The following is a 15,263-nucleotide window of genomic DNA, read 5'->3' on the forward strand; positions in this document are numbered from 1 at the left end:
TGCAAGTTTCGACTCTAGTACGGTTCGGCGGCCGGCGGGAGAGGCGGAAGTGGCCCCACGGTCCGCTCGTACGTGCGGGACAGGCCGTCGATCAGCGCGTCCAGGCCGAGGCCGAAGGCGCCCTCGTCGACCTGCTGCTGGTGCTCGGCGAGGCGGTGGGCCTGGGTGAGGTGCGGATACTGGTCGGCGTAGACCGACGGGTCCTCGACGAAGCCGCGGGCGAACGAGCCGAGCGCCGAGCCGGCCACGAAGTACCGCATGAGTGCGCCGATGTGGGTGGCCCGGGCCGGCGGCCACCCCGCCTCGACCAGCCCTCCGTACACGGCGTCGGCCATGGCCAGGGCGGCGTGCCGCCGGCCCGGGCCCTGGGCGAGGTACGGCACGATGTGCGGGTGGGCCGCCAGCGCGGCCCGGTAGGAGTGCCCCCAGCGGCGCAGCGCCTCCCGCCAGTCGACGTGGCCGAAGAACGACACGTCCACCTGGCCGGTGACGCTGTCGGCGACGGCGTCGAGGATCTCGTCCTTCGTGGCGAAGTGGTTGTACAGCGAGGGTCCGCGTACCCCGAGCTCGGCGGCGAGACGGCGGGTGGAGAACGCCGCCAGCCCCTCGGCGTCGATCAGCGCGGCGGCGGCCTCGACGATCCGCTGCCGGGTGAGCAGCGCCTGCCGCGGCCGGGGCATGTCCGTCCTCCTCTGCTCGGTGGTCCGCCGGGGACTTTGCCACACCCAGGTCTGGACAGCCGAAAACTTGCACCGCTAGTTTACCGTGCATGGACCTTCACCTCTCCGCCGAGCAGGCGGCGGTCCGCCGGCTGGCCGCCGACTTCGTCGACCGTGAGGTGGTGCCGCACGCCGCCACGTGGGACCGCCGCGAGTCGGTCGACCGCGGCATCGTCGGCAAGCTCGGCGAGGTCGGCTTCCTCGGGCTGACCATCCCCGAGGAGCACGGCGGATCCGGCGGGGACCACCTCTCGTACTGCCTGGTCCTCGAAGAGCTCGGGCGCGGCGACTCCGCCGTACGCGGCATCGTCTCGGTCTCGCTCGGGCTGGTCGCCAAGTCGATCGCCGCGCACGGCACGCCCGAGCAGCGGCAGCGGTGGCTGCCCGCACTCTGCTCCGGCGCCGCGCTGGGCTGCTTCGCGTTGACCGAGCCGGACAGCGGCTCGGATGCCGCCGCCCTGACCACGCGAGCGGTCCGCGACGGCGACGACTGGCTGATCACCGGCCGGAAGACGTTCATCACCAACGGCACCACCGCCGACGTCGCGCTCCTCTTCGCCCGTACCGGCGGCCCCGGACACCGCGGGATCACGGCGTTCCTGCTGCCGACCGGCACCCCCGGCCTCACCCGTCGGGAGATCCACGGCAAGCTCGGCCTGCGCGGGCAGGCCACCGCGGAACTCGTCCTCGACGAGGTCCGGGTCCCCGACACCGCCCGCCTCGGGGACGAGGGCGGCGGCTTCCGGCTGGCGCTCGCCACCCTCGCCAAGGGGCGGATGTCCGTCGCCGCCGGGTGCGTCGGCATCGCGCAGGGCTGCCTGGACGCCGCCGTCGGCTACGCCGGCCAGCGCACCCAGTTCGGCAAGCCCATCGCCGGGCACCAGCTCGTGCAGCAGCTCCTCGCCGGCATCGCGGTCGACACCGCCGCCGCGCGCCTGCTCGTCTGGCGGGTCGCCGACCTGATCGACCGGGGCGAGCCGTTCGCCACCGAGGCGTCGATGGCCAAGCTGTTCGCCAGCGAGGCCGCCGTCCGCGCGGCCAACGACGCGATCCAGGTGTTCGGCGGGTACGGCTACATCGACGAGTACCCGGTCGGCAAGTACCTGCGCGACGCCCGCGTCGCCACCCTCTACGAGGGCACCAGCCAGATCCAGCAACTGCTCATCGGCCGGGCGCTCACCGGCGTCAACGCCTTCTAGACCAGGGCTTACGACCGTACGCGCACCACAGAGGACCAGGAGGGGACATGGACTTCGCGCTCTCGGACGAGCAGCGGGCCATCCGGGACACCGCCCGCGACTTCATCCGCCGGGAGGTGATGCCGCTGGAGCAGGAGGTGCTGCGCCGTGAGCGGGCCCACCAGCCCGGCCTGGAACGCAGCGAGCTGCGGGAGCTGCAGCTCAAGGCGCGCCGGTTCGGCTTCTGGGGGCTGGCCACCCCGGAGGAGTACGGCGGGATGGACCTGCCCGCGGTCACCCAGGCGCTGATCTGGACCGAGCTGGGCCGGTCGTTCGTGCCGTTCCGTTTCGGCGGGGAGGCGGACAACATCCTCTTCCACGCCAGCGAGGAGCAGAAGAAGGAGTTCCTCGTCCCGACCATCGAGGGGGAGCGGGTCTCCTGCTTCGCCATCACCGAGCCGGGTGCCGGCTCGGACGCGGCGAACATCAAGCTGCGCGCGCGGCGCGACGGTGACGACTGGATCCTCGACGGCGAGAAGACCTTCATCACCAACGGCAACGACGCCGACTTCGCGATCGTCGTGGCGGTGACGGACCCGGACCGGGGCGCCCGCAACGGCGGTGCCACCGCGTTCCTGGTGGACCGGGCGATGGGCTGGCGGTCGGAGTTCATCCAGACCATGGGCGAGGGCGGGCCGGCGTCGCTGGTCTTCGACGCCGTACGCGTGCCGCACCGCAACATCCTCGGCGACGTCGGCCAGGGCTTCACGCTCGGCATGGAGTGGATCGGCAAGGGCCGTTACACCATCCCGTCGCACGCGCTCGGCATCGCCGAGCGGGCGCTGCAGATGGCCATCGAGTACGCCAACACGCGCGAGACGTTCGGCGCGAAGATCGGCACCAACCAGGCGATCCAGTGGATGATCGCCGACTCCGAGACCGAGCTGGAGGCGGCCCGCTGGCTGGTGCTGCGCGCCGCGTGGACGGTCGACGCCGGTCTCGACCCCCGGCACGCCTCCTCCATGGCGAAGCTGTACGGCGCGGGGATGGTCAACCGGGTGGTGGACCGGGTGCTCCAGATCCACGGCGGCATGGGCTACACCCGGGAACTGCCGATCGAACGCTGGTACCGGCAGGTGCGCCTCTACCGCATCTTCGAGGGCACCGACGAGATGCAGCGCCTGATCATCGCCCGCGACCTCCTACGCGGCTACACCAAGGTGGGAGCCTGACGGAAAGGAAGGGCCCCCTGTTAACGCCTGGCGTTGTACAAGGGACCCTTCCTAACCGCTTTCGTCAGCAACGCGGCACGTTCGGGATGTACCCGTCGTGGCCGGTGTAGACGTACGCGTCGGCGATGTACCGGCCGGCGCCGATCCGGTCCCAGATGGAGCTGGTGCCGTACGTGCCGGTGACGGTGGTGCCGCTGGTCTGGCACCGGATGGTGACGGTGGCGCCGTCGGCGACGGTGCCGACCGCGTCGTACCCGGTGCCGGGGCCGGAACGGACCGTCAGCGGGGTGCCGCTGGTGTTGACGGTGCCGGTCGCGGTGCCGCCGCCGCAGCCGTTGTCGCTGGTGTACGTCTTCGTGCCCCAGTAGAGGGCCAGGGTCCCGTTGAAGCGGACCTGGATGTCGCTGCCGTTGAGCCGCTGCTCGTAGTGCAGGTGCGGGCCGGTGGAGCCGCCGGTGCTGCCGACCCAGCCGATGACCTTGCCGTAGCCGACGGTCTGTCCGACCGAGACGTTGAAGCCGTTGAGGTGCGCGTAGTAGGTGCTGTAACCGTTGCCGTGGTTGATCCGGACGTACTTGCCGTAGCTGGTGCCGCCGAGGTCGGTCACCCGGTCGACGGTGCCGGGTGCGCTGGCCACCACCGGGTCGCCGAGGTCGTCGGTCCGGTTGAAGTCCACCGCGTACGCCGGGCTGTGGTTGGTGCGGGTCTGCCCGGACCAGGACTGGCCGCACGGGAAGGGCACCTTGAACGTCGGTGCGGCCGCCGCCGGCGCTGCCGGCAGCAGCACGCCGAGCGTCAGCAGCGCGGTCGCGAGCAGGCCGGTCCACCGCTTACCCATCCAGCACCTCCAATGTCGAAAACCTTCGATGATTGGAGCTAAGCCTGACGGATTTCGCCACGGAAGGGAAGGGTCGGCGGCCGGCCCCGCCGGGAGCCGGCCGCCGAATCGCCTCATCCGTGCCGCCGGAGGGCACAGTCAGTCGACGTCGGACCCCACGGGCAGGGGACGTCCGTGCCGTCGGGCGACGACGCCCAGGACGGCGTCCACCACGAGGAACGCGACGAGGGTGCCGCCGAACCAGGGCAGCGGCCAACCGAGGGCGACGACGAGCGGGACGCCGAGCCGCAGCGCCCAGACCGGGAGGCCGTGCAGCGCGCCCCGGACTAGCCGATCTTGTGTCCGATAATGATCACGCCGCACGGCGGTCGGGGAGGTGAGCGGATCCCGGGTACGGCGGCGGGACGAGCCGCAGCCGCGGGACCTCGGCCGGCTCGTCGGCGTCGAGACGCCAGCGCGGTCCGTCGCCGCCGCGTCCGCGTCGGGCCGGGCCGCCGGGACGCAGGCGGGGGCGGGACAGGGCGACGACGACGGCGTACCCGGCGAGGAGGAACGCGTGGCTGACCAGCCGGCTGCCGTCCACCCGCCCGAGCACGAGATCGTTGACCGACAGCAGGAGCAACGTGCCGACGAAGGCGCTCAGCATCGGCACCAGGCCGGTCGGGGGAGTACGGCGGGCCGCGACGAACAGGAAACCGGCGCCCACCGCGACGTTCCACGCCGCCGACTCGTGCCACAGGTGCCCCGCGCCCACCGTACCGGCGGTGTGGACGTGCGCGCCGGCCGCGCCGCGACCGATCTGCACCAGCCCGAGCAGCAGCTGGAGTGCGCCGATCAGACCCAGCACCGCCCGCAGGCCGAGCACGAGGCGGCCCCGCCGCCGGCGGGGAGCGGGCGCGGGTAGGGCGGCCAGGACCGCGTCGGTGAGATCCGTTCCGGGCAGCGGCACCGACAGTCGGGCCCGCCGCGTCACCGCCGCGGCCCGGTCGAACCACGACCGGCAGTCACCACAGCCACTCAGATGCGCCTCGGCCGCCGCCCGCTCGGCCGGCGTCTCCTCGCCGTCGAGCTGCGCCGACAGCACCTCGCGCCACTGCTCACACCCCATGTACCGGTAGTCGGACCGGCGGCGGCGACGGTTCCCGGCACTTTCCGGACGCCGCCCGGGGACTCCCACCGTCGGGACGGCCCAGAGCCGCGTTCAGCCGGCCGTGCCGCCGCCCCGGCGCGCGCCCGGCCGGCCTTCGGCTGCGGCCACCAGGTCCTCGCGGGCCCGTGCCACCCGGGAGCGGATGGTGCCGACCGGGCAGTCGCACACCTCCGCCGCCTCGCCGTAGGACAGGCCGAGGATCTGGGTGGCGACGAACGCCTCCCGTCGCTCGGCCGGCAGCGCCGCGACGAGCTGCTCCAGGGCCACCTGCCGGTCGAACCCGCTGCGTGCCGGGTCCGGGGCGTCGTAGAAGTCGGACATGGGCACCGTCCGTGGGCGAACCGTCGCGGCGCGGACGTGGTCGACCGCGACCCGGCGGGCGATGGCGAGCAGCCAGGTGCGTGCCGTGGACCGGCCGGCGAACGACGGCAACGACCGCACCGCCCGCAGGAACGTCTCCTGCGCCAGGTCGTCGGCCTCGGCGGGGGACACCAGCGCGCCGAGGAAGCGGCGGACCTGCTGCTGCGTCGCCCGGACGAACCGGGCCGCGGCGTCGCGGTCCCCCCGCCCCGCGGCGAGGGCCCACTCGGTGACCTCCGCGTCGTCGTCCGCCATCGACACCTCCCGCGCCCGTCCCGGCGCCCGCCGCCGGCCACGACGATTCGTCGTAGTGATCGGGCGGTAGCGTACCGTACCGAACGCTGCCCGCCCCTCCACCGGTACGTCCCGGACGGCCGACCGGATCAACCGCCGCCGAGCGCCGGCGGGCCCCGGCGGTCAGGGGGCACGGTCGGCGCCGGTCGGGCGGTCGCGAAGCCGTCCATCCCGGACCGTCGGCGAGATCGTCCTTCCCTTGGCCGGCACAACGCCCTAACCTCTGTGGAAGCGCTCCCATCGATTCGGATCGCCGTACCGGGCGGGCGATCCGGCCTTCCACCCCACCAGAGAAGGACAGGACATGCCTGTAAGCGCACGCACGCGGGCCGCCATCGTGGCGGCCTGCGCCGCCGTCGGCCTGACCGCCCCGGCGACGGTCGCGGTCGCCGCGCCCGACACCCCCGCCCCCCTCGTCGCCGCCGCACCCACCGCCGACTGGCTGCACACCGACGGCAACCGGGTCGTCGACGAGGCCGGCAACCAGGTGTGGTTGACCGGGGTCAACTGGTTCGGCTTCAACGCCTCCGAGCGCGTCTTCCACGGCCTGTGGTCGGCCAACATCGAGACCATCACCCGACAGATGGCCGAACGCGGCATCAACATCGTCCGGGTGCCGATCTCCACCCAGCTCCTGCTGGAGTGGAAGGCCGGCCAGACGGTCGTCCCGAACGTCAACACGTACGTCAACCCCGAGCTGGCCGGCAAGAACAACCTCCAGGTCTTCGACCACTGGTTGCAGCTGTGCGAGAAGTACGGCCTGAAGGTCATGCTCGACGTGCACAGCGCCGAGGCCGACAACTCCGGTCACGTCTACCCGGTGTGGTGGAAGGGCACGATCACGCCGGAACTGTTCTACCAGGGCTGGGAATGGGTCACCGACCGCTACAAAACCAACGACACGATCGTCGCGATGGACATCAAGAACGAACCGCACGGCACGCCGAACCAGCCGCCGCGCGCCAAGTGGGACTCCAGCACCGACCAGGACAACTTCAAGTACGCCTGCGAGACGGCCGGCCGGCGGATCCTCGCCGTCAACCCGAACCTGCTGATCCTCTGCGAGGGGATCGAGGTCTACCCGCGCGCAGGTGAGACGTGGAACTCGCCGAACACCGACCCGGACCTCAGTCCCAACTACCACTACAACTGGTGGGGCGGAAACCTTCGCGGCGTCGCCGAGCACCCGGTTAACCTCGGCGCGCACCAGGACCAGCTCGTCTACTCCCCGCACGACTACGGGCCCCTGGTGTTCGAGCAGCCCTGGTTCCAGCAGGACTTCGACAAGAACTCCCTGATCAGCGACGTGTGGCGGCCGAACTGGCTCTACCTCCACGAGAACGGGACCGCGCCGCTGCTCGTCGGCGAGTGGGGCGGCCGGCTCGGCCAGGACGCCCGGCAGGACAGGTGGATGGCGGCGCTGCGCGACATGATGGGCGAGTACGGCATCCACCACACGTTCTGGTGTCTCAACCCGAACTCGGGCGACACCGGCGGCCTGCTGCGCGACGACTGGACCAGTTGGGACGAGACGAAGTACAACCAGATCCTCAAGCCGGTCCTGTGGCAGCACAACGGCAGGTTCGTCAGCCTCGACCACCAGGTGCGCCTGGGCGGCGCCGCCTCCACCACCGGCATCAGCCTGGCCGAGCGGTACGCAGGCGGCGGGAGCGACACCGTCGCGCCGACCGCTCCGGGGCAGCCGACCGTCAGCGACCTGACCGCCACCGGTGCCACGCTGACCTGGGCCGCCGCCACCGACAACGTCGGCGTCACGGGGTACGACGTGCTGCGGGCGGTCGGGTCCGGGCCGGCCACCGTCGTCGCCACCGTCACCGGCACCACCTACCGGGCCACCGACCTCGCCGCCGGGACCGCGTACACCGTCAGCGTGCGGGCGCGCGACGCCGCCGGCAACGCGTCGGCGTCGTCGGCGGGCCGGACGTTCACCACGCCGGCCGGTGGCGGTGGCGGCGCCGGGTGCGCGGCGACGTGGACGGTGACCAACTCCTGGCAGGGTGGCTTCCAGGGGCAGGTCGCGGTCAGGAACACCGGCACCGGCCCGACCAGCACGTGGCGGGTCACCTGGACCAACCCCATCGGCACCGCCATCTCCGCACTGTGGAACGGCAGGCTGACCACGTCCGGCGGCGCGAACACCGTGACCAACGAGCCGTACAACGGCACGCTCGCCGCCGGGGCCAGCACCACCTTCGGGTTCACCGGCATCGGCGCGGGCACCGCCCCGACCGACCTGGCCTGCTCCGCCTCGTGACGGAGCCGGACGCCGACCCGGGCCGGGTGGACCTCTGAGCGACGGGCCGGCCCGGAGACGACGCAGCGTCTCCGGGCCGGCCTCACCCCGCGCGACCCGTCCGTCAGTCGCCGGTGTTCGGAAGCGGGTCGGCGCGGGGCCGCCGGGGACGCAGGACCGGCCGCGTGACCGGCGCTTCGGCGGGACCGGCCGGAGATGTCTCCTCCGTGGCGACCGACGCGTCCGGGTCGCCGTGCCCGGCGGGCCCGGCCGGCGGGGGCTCCAGCCGGCTGATCGCCTCGGTCAGCGCCGTCAGCTGGGCGGTCAGATCGGCCACCCGGAGGACCACCTCGCGGCGTACCGCCGCCGGGTCGACCACGTCGAGCCGGGGCGCGTCTGCAGAGGTGACGCCGTCGTGCCACTGCGGCCCGGTCCCGTGGCCGAGGGCGAGCTCCAGGTCGGACAGGTCCTCGGCGTCGCGGTCCGTCACGTCGACGCCCAGCCGGGCCTCCACCGCGTCCGGTTCGTACATCTCCTCGACCAGGCGCAGGTAGAGCTCGTTGGGGTTGGGCAGGTCCACCACCCGGCGCAGGACGTTGCGCCGGCTCGCCGACTCCAACTGGAAGGTGCCGTAGTTGAGCAGTCGGCCGAGCGGGGACTGGACGTAGCGCATGTCGGTCACCCGCAGCAGCGGGATCATGCCCACCCGGCGGACGAACACGCCTTCGGTCGACATCAGCCGCTTGTTCGTGATCACGAACCGGCCCAGGTACCAGCCCAGGACGCGGTGCGCGGTCAGCAGCACCGCGCCCACCAGCACCGCGGCGATGACCCAGCCCGTGTAGCGGGGGTTGACGCGTTGCTGGGCGACCAGCACGCCGAGGACGGCGTAGACCGCGACGACGCCGACGCTCTTCACCGGGTGGATCCAGTGCCGGCGCCACTCGCCCCGGTACCGCTCGGTCGGGAACAGGTACCGGGCGACGCCGGGGGTCGGTTCGTCCTCCAGCGGGAGGACCCGCCGGGCGCCCAGCAGGTCGTCGGCCACCTCTCCGCCGGGCTCCCGGCCGGCGAGCCGGCGCAGCCGGGTGAGTACGGCGTCGGCGAGGAACCCCAGCCCGGTGCCGAGCTTGAAGAGCTTGCCGGGCCGCTCGTTGATGATGGCCGCGTGCTCCTCGGCGCGGATCTCCGCCCGCTCGTGGTCGTCCGGGTAGTGCAGCCGGGCCGACCAGGTGACCAGCTTGCGGCCGAGCCACGGCGACAGGTCGGTCATCTCGTTGACGATCAGCCCCAGCACCAGCGCCAGGACGACCTCGACCGTGCCCACCGGGTCAGCCCGCCGGCGTGGGGTGTGCGTCGCGGCCGAAGCCGGGAGCCGGGCGGGGGCGCGCCGGCGGCGTCCGGACCGGCGCCGGGACCTCGCGACGGGCGGCCTCGGCGCCGCTCGGGGTCAGGCGGTAGTACCGCCGCCGTGGTCGGACCGGTGAGTCGGCGGCCCGCCGCTCCCACGAGCCGGTGATCCAGCCGGCGTCCTCCAGCTGGTCGAGCACCGCGTAGACGGTCGGGCCCGAGCGCCGCACCGACCGCATGATCTGCCAGCCGTGCACCTCGGTCTGTTGATCCCACGCCTCGAGCAGGAGCCCGAGCACGTCGAGCAGGGCGCTGGTGATCCGGGGCCGGGCCATGTCCCATTCTAGGGACGACCCACCACAGTGGAAGGTGTCGGCAATCGGACGGCACGGCGGCGCGCGCGGCGCGGGCAGGACCCGACCGGCCCAGGAGTCCTACAGCCGCCCCGGCGTCAACGGCGGCGCCGCTCCACCACCCGGAGAGTGTTGCAGACGTCGGCGACGCCGGGCACGTCCCAGACGAGTTCCCCGGCGGTCTTGCGGGCCTGCACATCGGCGACCGTGCCGGCGAGGATCACCACCCGGTTCTGCACCGTCACCGTGATCTGCTGACGGCGGGTCGACCAGTCGATGCTGAGCCGCTGCGCGGCCAGCGCCGCCAGTCGCGTGTCCTCGTCGTCCGGCTGCGGCGGGTCCCACGCCGGGTGGAACGGGTCGTTCTCGGGCAGGGGCCAGGGCATGACCATGTCGGTGTCCTCATCCTTGGTTCGGGGGGCGCGGTGCCGCCGGGCACCGGGCGGCGCGGCGCTCCGCTCAGACAAGCACCTCGGGCTCGGTGGCGCTGCCGGACCGGGGCGGAACCACCGGAAACGCGGCCTGCAGACGCATCGTGTGCAGCACGGTCAGCACGAACCGGGAGGGGGCGTGCAGGCACAGCTCCATGCCCCGCTGGCGGGCCTCCTGCCGGGCGCGGACCAGCAGCCCGAGGCCGGCCGAGTCGATGTGCTCGACGGTGGAGAGGTCGACCGTCACCCGGCCGGCGTGTTCCTCCGCCGCGGCCAGTGCCGCGCGCAGCGCGTCGGTCTCCGCCTCGGCGGCGGCCGGCACCGGATCGTCGACCTCGTCGAGGTCGTCGATCCCGAGGGGGTGCGGGCCGGCCGCCGCCGAACCGGGGGTGGGGAGGGGAGTGCAGCGTGGGCAGCGGTGCGGGCCGGTCGCGAACGGGGATCCGGTCCACCCGTGCTCGGACACCAGGGTCCAGACGACCTCGGCGTCGGGCAGGACGACGGCGGTGCTCGCGGCCGTGTCGCCGCAGCCGTCGCAGATCAGGGTCATCACGTGCTCGTCCGGCACGACGGTCATCGGCCCTTCCCTTCCTGGTCCGCCGGCACCGTGGTCGGGTCGATGGCGGATCGCCACCGGGTCGTGGCGTGGCCTGTCGGGCGCGGGGCCCGTCCCGCCGTGACGAGGGCGAGCAGGACCGCGGTGCCGGCGAAGCCGGCCTGGACAGCCAGCCGGAGCGGGCTGGGTGCGGCGACGTCGACCCCGGCGACCCGGGCGCTGATGGTGCCGAGCAGGGCGGCGCCGACGCCCACCGCCAGGGTCAGCCAGACCGGGGCGACCGGCCGCCCGGGCAGGACGAGCCGCCCGAACGCGCCGACGGCGAGGCCGACGACGAGGGCGTGGACGAGTGCGTCGCCGGTCATCGTCGCGTCCCTTCGGGCATGTCCTTCACCCTTCAAGGGGCTCTTGTAGCGGCCGGCGCAGTTGCATGACAGTCGTGTGACAAATTCCCCGGCGGGACACCGGAGGTGGGCACCTGCCCTGGTGGCAGGGATGATTCCGGTATGACGGCCGTACTGGTGATCGAGGACGACGACCGCATCCGGCTGGCGCTGCTGCTCGCGCTGGAGGAGGAGGGGTACGCCGCGCGCGGCGCGGCGACCGCCGAGGAGGGGCTGCGCCTCCAGCGTTCGGAGCCCGCGGACTACGTGCTGGTCGACCTGATGCTGCCGGGCATCGACGGGTTCGAGTGCATCCGGCAGCTGCGGCGGGACGACGACGTCCCGATCGTGGTGGTCAGCGCCCGGGACGACACCCACGACATCGTCGCCGCGCTGGAGGCCGGCGCCGACGACTACGTGGTCAAGCCGGTCGCGATCAAGGAGCTGTCGGCCCGGCTGCGGGCGCTGCGCCGCCGGGCTCGCGCCCTGACCGGACCGGTGCCGGTGCAGGTCATCGGTGACCTGGAGATCAGCCCCGACGCGGGGGAGGTACGCCGGGCGGGGCAGCCGGTGCCGCTGACCCGGACCGAGTTCCGGCTGCTCTGCGAGCTCGCCGAGCACGCCGGCCGGGTGCTGTCCCGGCAGCAGCTGCTCCAGCGGGTCTGGGGGTACGACACCGGCGACGAGCGCCTCGTCGACGTGCACGTCGGGCGGCTGCGGCAGAAGATCGAGGCGGAACCGGGCAACCCGCGGCACCTGGTCACCCTGCGCGGGCTCGGCTACAAGCTGCAGCGATGAGACGGCTCGGGCTCCGCGCGCGGGTGACCGCCGGGTTCGCCGTCGGCGCCGCGCTGCTGGCCGCGTCGATGGCGTTGATCTCGTACGACCTGACCCGGCGGTCCCTGCTGGACGAGCGGGAACGCACCGCGGTGCGGGCGGCGTACTTCGACGCGGCGGTGGTGCGTACCGGGCTGGACACCGAGCGACCCGACGTCGCCGAGGTGCTGCGGTCACTGGACACCGGCAGCGCCCGACGCCCGCTGCTGCACCTGGACGGCTCCTGGTATGCGCGGACCGCGGAAACCGCCGCCACCGGCGTCCCCGAGGCGCTGCACGAGCGGGTGCGCGCCGGCCGGCCCGCGGTGCAGCGGGTCCGGCTGGCCGGGCAGCCCACCCTGCTGGTCGGTGTGCCGCTGTCCGAGCGGGCGACCTACTACGAGCTGACCTCGCTGCGCGAGCTGGAGGAGACCTTCCAGGTGCTCGCCCTGGCGCTGACCGCCGTGGCGATCATGGTGGCCGGGTCCGGCGCGGCCTTCGGCTGGTACGCGACGCGGCACAGCCTGCGCCCGTTGACGGCGGTCGCGGACGCCGCCGAGAAGATCGCCGCCGGGGACTTCACCACCCGCCTGGCCCCGGCCACCGACCCCGACCTGACCCGGCTGTCGACCTCGTTCAACGACATGGTCGACCAACTGGCCCGGCGGATCGAGCGGGACCGCCGCTTCGCCGCCGACGTGAGCCACGAGCTGCGCTCGCCGCTGCAGACCCTCTCCGCCGCGGCGAGCGTCCTCACCAGGCGCCGCGATCACCACGACGAACGGACGGCCACCGCGGCGGGGCTGGTGGCCGACGAGATCGACCGCTTCCAGCAACTCGTCAACGACCTCATCGAGCTCGCCCGCGCCGACCAGCCCGCACAGCGGGAACACGTGGACGTGGCGGCGCTCGCCCGCGAGGTGTGCCGCACCCGGACGCTCCCCGAGGACCTGGTGCGGGTCGAGCCGGACACGCCGGCCGACTGGCGGGTCGACCGGCGGCGTACCGAGCAGCTGCTGGTGAACCTGCTCGACAACGCGGACCGGTACGGCGGCGGTCCGGTCGCGGTGCGCCTGTCGGTCGACGCCGGCACCGGCGTGATCGAGGTGGACGACGCGGGCGCGGGCGTACCGGAGGAGGACCGCGACGGCATCTTCGACCGCTTCGTCCGCGGTCGCGCCGCCCACGCCCGCGCCGGGACCGACGGCACCGGCCTCGGCCTGGCCATCGTCGCGCAGCACGCCGCCGCGCACGGCGGGCGCGCGACGGTGGGGGACCGGCCCGGCGGTGGCGCCCGCTTCCGGGTGGAGCTGCCCGGGAGCGTCGGGTGACCGCGCGCGCGGCGGCGGCCGTCCTGCTCGCCCTGCTCCTCGCCGGCTGCGGCGTCCCCACCGACGACGGGCCACGCGCCGTGGAGGTGCCGCCCGGTCCGTTCCCCACACCGGGCACGGCCACCTCGACCGTGCCGGCCGGTCAGGTGGACGAGGTGCTGTGCTTCCTCCGGGACGACCGCCTCGTGCCCGTGGTCCGGCGGATCGACACGCCGCCGAGGTTGGACGAGCAACTCCAGCACCTGCTCGCCGGCCCGAACCAGGCCGAGCGCGACAACGGCCTGACCACCGCGCTGCCCGGCGGGGTCACCGTGGCGGGTGTGCGGCTCGCCGGCGCCCGGGCCGAGGTCGAGGTGCCCGAGGCGGGCGACGAGATCGGTCGCAGCGACGAGATCCTCGCCTTCGGACAGATCGTGTGCACCCTGACCGCCCGCGCGGAGGTCGACTCGGTGTCGTTCCTGCGCGACGGGCAGCCGCTCGGGGTGCCCCGCGCCGACGGGTCGCTGTCGCTGGCGCCCCTCACCGCCGCCGACTACGCCGAGCTGACCCGCCCCGGCTGAGGTCCCCGCGGGGGACCGTCGGGCGGTTTCATCCGCGGTCGTCGGCAGTCGGGCGGACGGCGGTCGCGGCGCCGCGGACCGGCGCCGCCGGCCGGCCGCCCCGGCGCAGGACCCGCCACATCACCGACGGCCGCATGATCGCCTGGGGCGGGTCGATGAGGCCGGCCACCCGCAGGAACGCCTCGGTGACCCGCGCGTCCCTGGTGGCCGCGGCCTGCACCCGCGCCAGGTAACTGTTGGCGATCCGCACCATCAGGCCACGCCGGCCCTCGGCACCGGGGTGGGCGAGGTCGCCGCCCGCCGCGACCTCCCACGGCGCGTCCAGGAGCCGGGCGACGTCGGCGAAGAACCGGCCCGGACGCGGTGCCGCCGTGGCGGCCAGGTGCCGGCGCAGCAGCAGCGCCTCCAGCGCGGCGACCGTCATGCCCTGGCCGTAGACGGGGTTGAAGGTGCACAGCGCGTCGCCGACCACGAGCAGCCCGTCGGGTACGCGGGGCAGCCGCTCGTACCGCCGGCGGACGCTCGCCGGAAACCGGAAGGAGACCGGCTCGTCGAGGAACTCGGCGTCCCGTACCGCGTCGATGACGTCGGGCACCGGCAGCGACTGCGCGTACGCGAGGAAGCCGTCCCGGTCGGTCGGCGGCTCGTCGCCGAGGACGCCGGTCAGCGAGAGCAGCCCCCGGTTCTCGCCGAGCGTGGCCAGGAACGCCCCGCGCGGGTGGGCCGGCGTGGCGACCGGGTTGATCGAGACGTCGCCGTGGAACGGGTCGTCGCGGAACCGGAACCGGGCGCTCGTGTACGTCAGCCCGATCTTGACCCGCTCCTCCGGAACCGCCGGGTACCCCAGCTCGGCCAGCCAGGTCGGGGTCCGCGAGCCGCGGCCCGTCGCGTCCACCACCAGGTCGGCGTCGAGCACCTCCGGGGTGCCCGCGTCCCGGCGGTGGATCCGGACGCCGGTGATCCGGGTGCCGTCCGTGGCGGCGACCGGCGCGACGACGTCGGTGCCGTCGATCAGCCGTACCCCGGACAGGCCGAGGACCTTACGCCGCACCAGGGCCTCGATCCCCGGCCGCCAGCCCCCGACCACCAGCAGGCCGGTCTCCGCCGGCGCCAGGCGGCGGCCGTCGAAGTACCAGCGGATCCGGGTGCCCAGGTCACCGGAGCGCATGCCCGAGGCGGTCAGTTCGGCGGTGAAGCCCGGGAAGATCTCCTCGATGGCCCGCTGCCCGCGGGCGAGCAGCCCGTGCAGGTGCCGGCCCTGCGGGACCCCGCGGCGCGGGGCCGTCCCGTCGGCCAACCGGTCCCGGTCCACCAGGACCACCTCCCGGTACGCCTCCGCGAGCACCTTCGCGGCGAACAGGCCGGCCATGCTTGCGCCCAGGACGACCGCCCGGTCCCTCGGGGTCCCGCTCATCGCCTCTCCCTCCGTTCCCACCGGGCGGACCCTCCGCCCGCGTA

The 15,263-nt window shown here is 73.8% G+C and carries 17 protein-coding genes; 7 read left to right on the plus strand and 10 right to left on the minus strand.

Annotated features, from left to right (window positions below):
• Positions 1–14: 14 nt before the first annotated feature.
• Positions 15–680: a TetR/AcrR family transcriptional regulator gene (locus tag GKC29_RS16695; RefSeq protein ID WP_155331714.1), complete on the minus strand. Its 666-nt coding sequence runs from the start codon at positions 678–680 to the stop codon at positions 15–17.
• An 89-nt stretch (positions 681–769) separates the two neighbouring features.
• On the opposite strand from GKC29_RS16695, the gene GKC29_RS16700 reads away from it, so the two are divergent.
• Both GKC29_RS16700 and GKC29_RS16705 read left to right on the plus strand, forming a co-directional pair.
• Positions 770–1,918, plus strand: a complete 1,149-nt coding sequence (locus tag GKC29_RS16700) for an acyl-CoA dehydrogenase family protein (protein WP_155331715.1) — start codon at positions 770–772, stop codon at positions 1,916–1,918.
• Between the two features lie 47 nt (positions 1,919–1,965).
• Positions 1,966–3,129 carry an acyl-CoA dehydrogenase family protein gene (locus GKC29_RS16705; RefSeq protein WP_155331716.1) on the plus strand — a complete coding sequence of 388 codons (1,164 nt, stop codon included), beginning with the start codon at positions 1,966–1,968 and terminating at the stop codon, positions 3,127–3,129.
• 64 nt (positions 3,130–3,193) lie between these two features.
• Here the strand turns inward: GKC29_RS16705 and GKC29_RS16710 are convergent, their stop codons facing one another.
• The gene (locus GKC29_RS16710) at positions 3,194–3,967 is read right to left on the minus strand and encodes a M23 family metallopeptidase (RefSeq protein WP_155331717.1); all 774 of its coding nucleotides are present in this window, start codon (positions 3,965–3,967) and stop codon (positions 3,194–3,196) included.
• 174 nt (positions 3,968–4,141) lie between these two features.
• Between GKC29_RS16710 and GKC29_RS16715 the strand changes: the two genes are divergently transcribed.
• The gene (locus GKC29_RS16715; protein WP_155331718.1) at positions 4,142–4,297 is read left to right on the plus strand and encodes a hypothetical protein; all 156 of its coding nucleotides are present in this window, start codon (positions 4,142–4,144) and stop codon (positions 4,295–4,297) included.
• A 22-nt stretch (positions 4,298–4,319) separates the two neighbouring features.
• Here GKC29_RS16715 and GKC29_RS16720 read toward each other — a convergent pair whose 3' ends face one another.
• Positions 4,320–5,075 (minus strand): zf-HC2 domain-containing protein, encoded by a 756-nt coding sequence (locus tag GKC29_RS16720; protein WP_155331719.1) that lies wholly within the window; start codon positions 5,073–5,075, stop codon positions 4,320–4,322.
• 93 nt (positions 5,076–5,168) lie between these two features.
• Positions 5,169–5,732, minus strand: coding sequence for a sigma-70 family RNA polymerase sigma factor (locus GKC29_RS16725; protein WP_155331720.1), 564 nt, complete (start codon positions 5,730–5,732; stop codon positions 5,169–5,171).
• A gap of 343 nt (positions 5,733–6,075) precedes the next feature.
• Between GKC29_RS16725 and GKC29_RS16730 the strand changes: the two genes are divergently transcribed.
• Positions 6,076–8,046 carry a cellulase family glycosylhydrolase gene (locus GKC29_RS16730; protein WP_155331721.1) on the plus strand — a complete coding sequence of 657 codons (1,971 nt, stop codon included), beginning with the start codon at positions 6,076–6,078 and terminating at the stop codon, positions 8,044–8,046.
• A 103-nt stretch (positions 8,047–8,149) separates the two neighbouring features.
• Here GKC29_RS16730 and GKC29_RS30580 read toward each other — a convergent pair whose 3' ends face one another.
• The 5 genes from GKC29_RS30580 to GKC29_RS16755 form a co-directional block, all read right to left on the minus strand.
• Positions 8,150–9,352, minus strand: coding sequence for a PH domain-containing protein (locus GKC29_RS30580; protein ID WP_370463257.1), 1,203 nt, complete (start codon positions 9,350–9,352; stop codon positions 8,150–8,152).
• Positions 9,353–9,356: 4 nt separating this feature from the next.
• Positions 9,357–9,710, minus strand: coding sequence for a PadR family transcriptional regulator (locus GKC29_RS16740; protein ID WP_155331722.1), 354 nt, complete (start codon positions 9,708–9,710; stop codon positions 9,357–9,359).
• Positions 9,711–9,826: 116 nt separating this feature from the next.
• Positions 9,827–10,120 carry a BON domain-containing protein gene (locus tag GKC29_RS16745; RefSeq protein WP_155331723.1) on the minus strand — a complete coding sequence of 98 codons (294 nt, stop codon included), beginning with the start codon at positions 10,118–10,120 and terminating at the stop codon, positions 9,827–9,829.
• Between the two features lie 67 nt (positions 10,121–10,187).
• Complete coding sequence (locus GKC29_RS16750; protein WP_155331724.1) at positions 10,188–10,736, minus strand: STAS domain-containing protein; 549 nt, start codon at positions 10,734–10,736, stop codon at positions 10,188–10,190.
• The gene (locus GKC29_RS16755) at positions 10,733–11,080 is read right to left on the minus strand and encodes a hypothetical protein (protein ID WP_155331725.1); all 348 of its coding nucleotides are present in this window, start codon (positions 11,078–11,080) and stop codon (positions 10,733–10,735) included. Before GKC29_RS16755 ends, GKC29_RS16750 begins: the two co-directional genes overlap by 4 nt.
• Before the next feature lie 141 nt (positions 11,081–11,221).
• Here GKC29_RS16755 and GKC29_RS16760 point away from each other — a divergent pair, with 141 nt between their 5' ends.
• Genes GKC29_RS16760 through GKC29_RS16770 form a run of 3 tightly spaced genes read left to right on the plus strand, consistent with a single transcriptional unit; the run spans position 11,222 to position 13,805 of the window.
• Positions 11,222–11,896, plus strand: a complete 675-nt coding sequence (locus tag GKC29_RS16760; protein WP_155331726.1) for a response regulator transcription factor — start codon at positions 11,222–11,224, stop codon at positions 11,894–11,896.
• Complete coding sequence (locus GKC29_RS16765; RefSeq protein WP_155331727.1) at positions 11,893–13,245, plus strand: cell wall metabolism sensor histidine kinase WalK; 1,353 nt, start codon at positions 11,893–11,895, stop codon at positions 13,243–13,245. Before GKC29_RS16760 ends, GKC29_RS16765 begins: the two co-directional genes overlap by 4 nt.
• Positions 13,242–13,805 carry a GerMN domain-containing protein gene (locus tag GKC29_RS16770; RefSeq protein ID WP_155331728.1) on the plus strand — a complete coding sequence of 188 codons (564 nt, stop codon included), beginning with the start codon at positions 13,242–13,244 and terminating at the stop codon, positions 13,803–13,805. Before GKC29_RS16765 ends, GKC29_RS16770 begins: the two co-directional genes overlap by 4 nt.
• Positions 13,806–13,833: 28 nt before the next feature.
• Here GKC29_RS16770 and GKC29_RS16775 read toward each other — a convergent pair whose 3' ends face one another.
• Positions 13,834–15,219 (minus strand): NAD(P)/FAD-dependent oxidoreductase, encoded by a 1,386-nt coding sequence (locus GKC29_RS16775; RefSeq protein WP_155331729.1) that lies wholly within the window; start codon positions 15,217–15,219, stop codon positions 13,834–13,836.
• Positions 15,220–15,263: the final 44 nt, after the last annotated feature.

It is taken from the genome of Micromonospora sp. WMMC415, assembly GCF_009707425.1.
In the GTDB taxonomy this organism is placed as follows: Bacteria; Actinomycetota; Actinomycetes; order Mycobacteriales; family Micromonosporaceae; genus Micromonospora.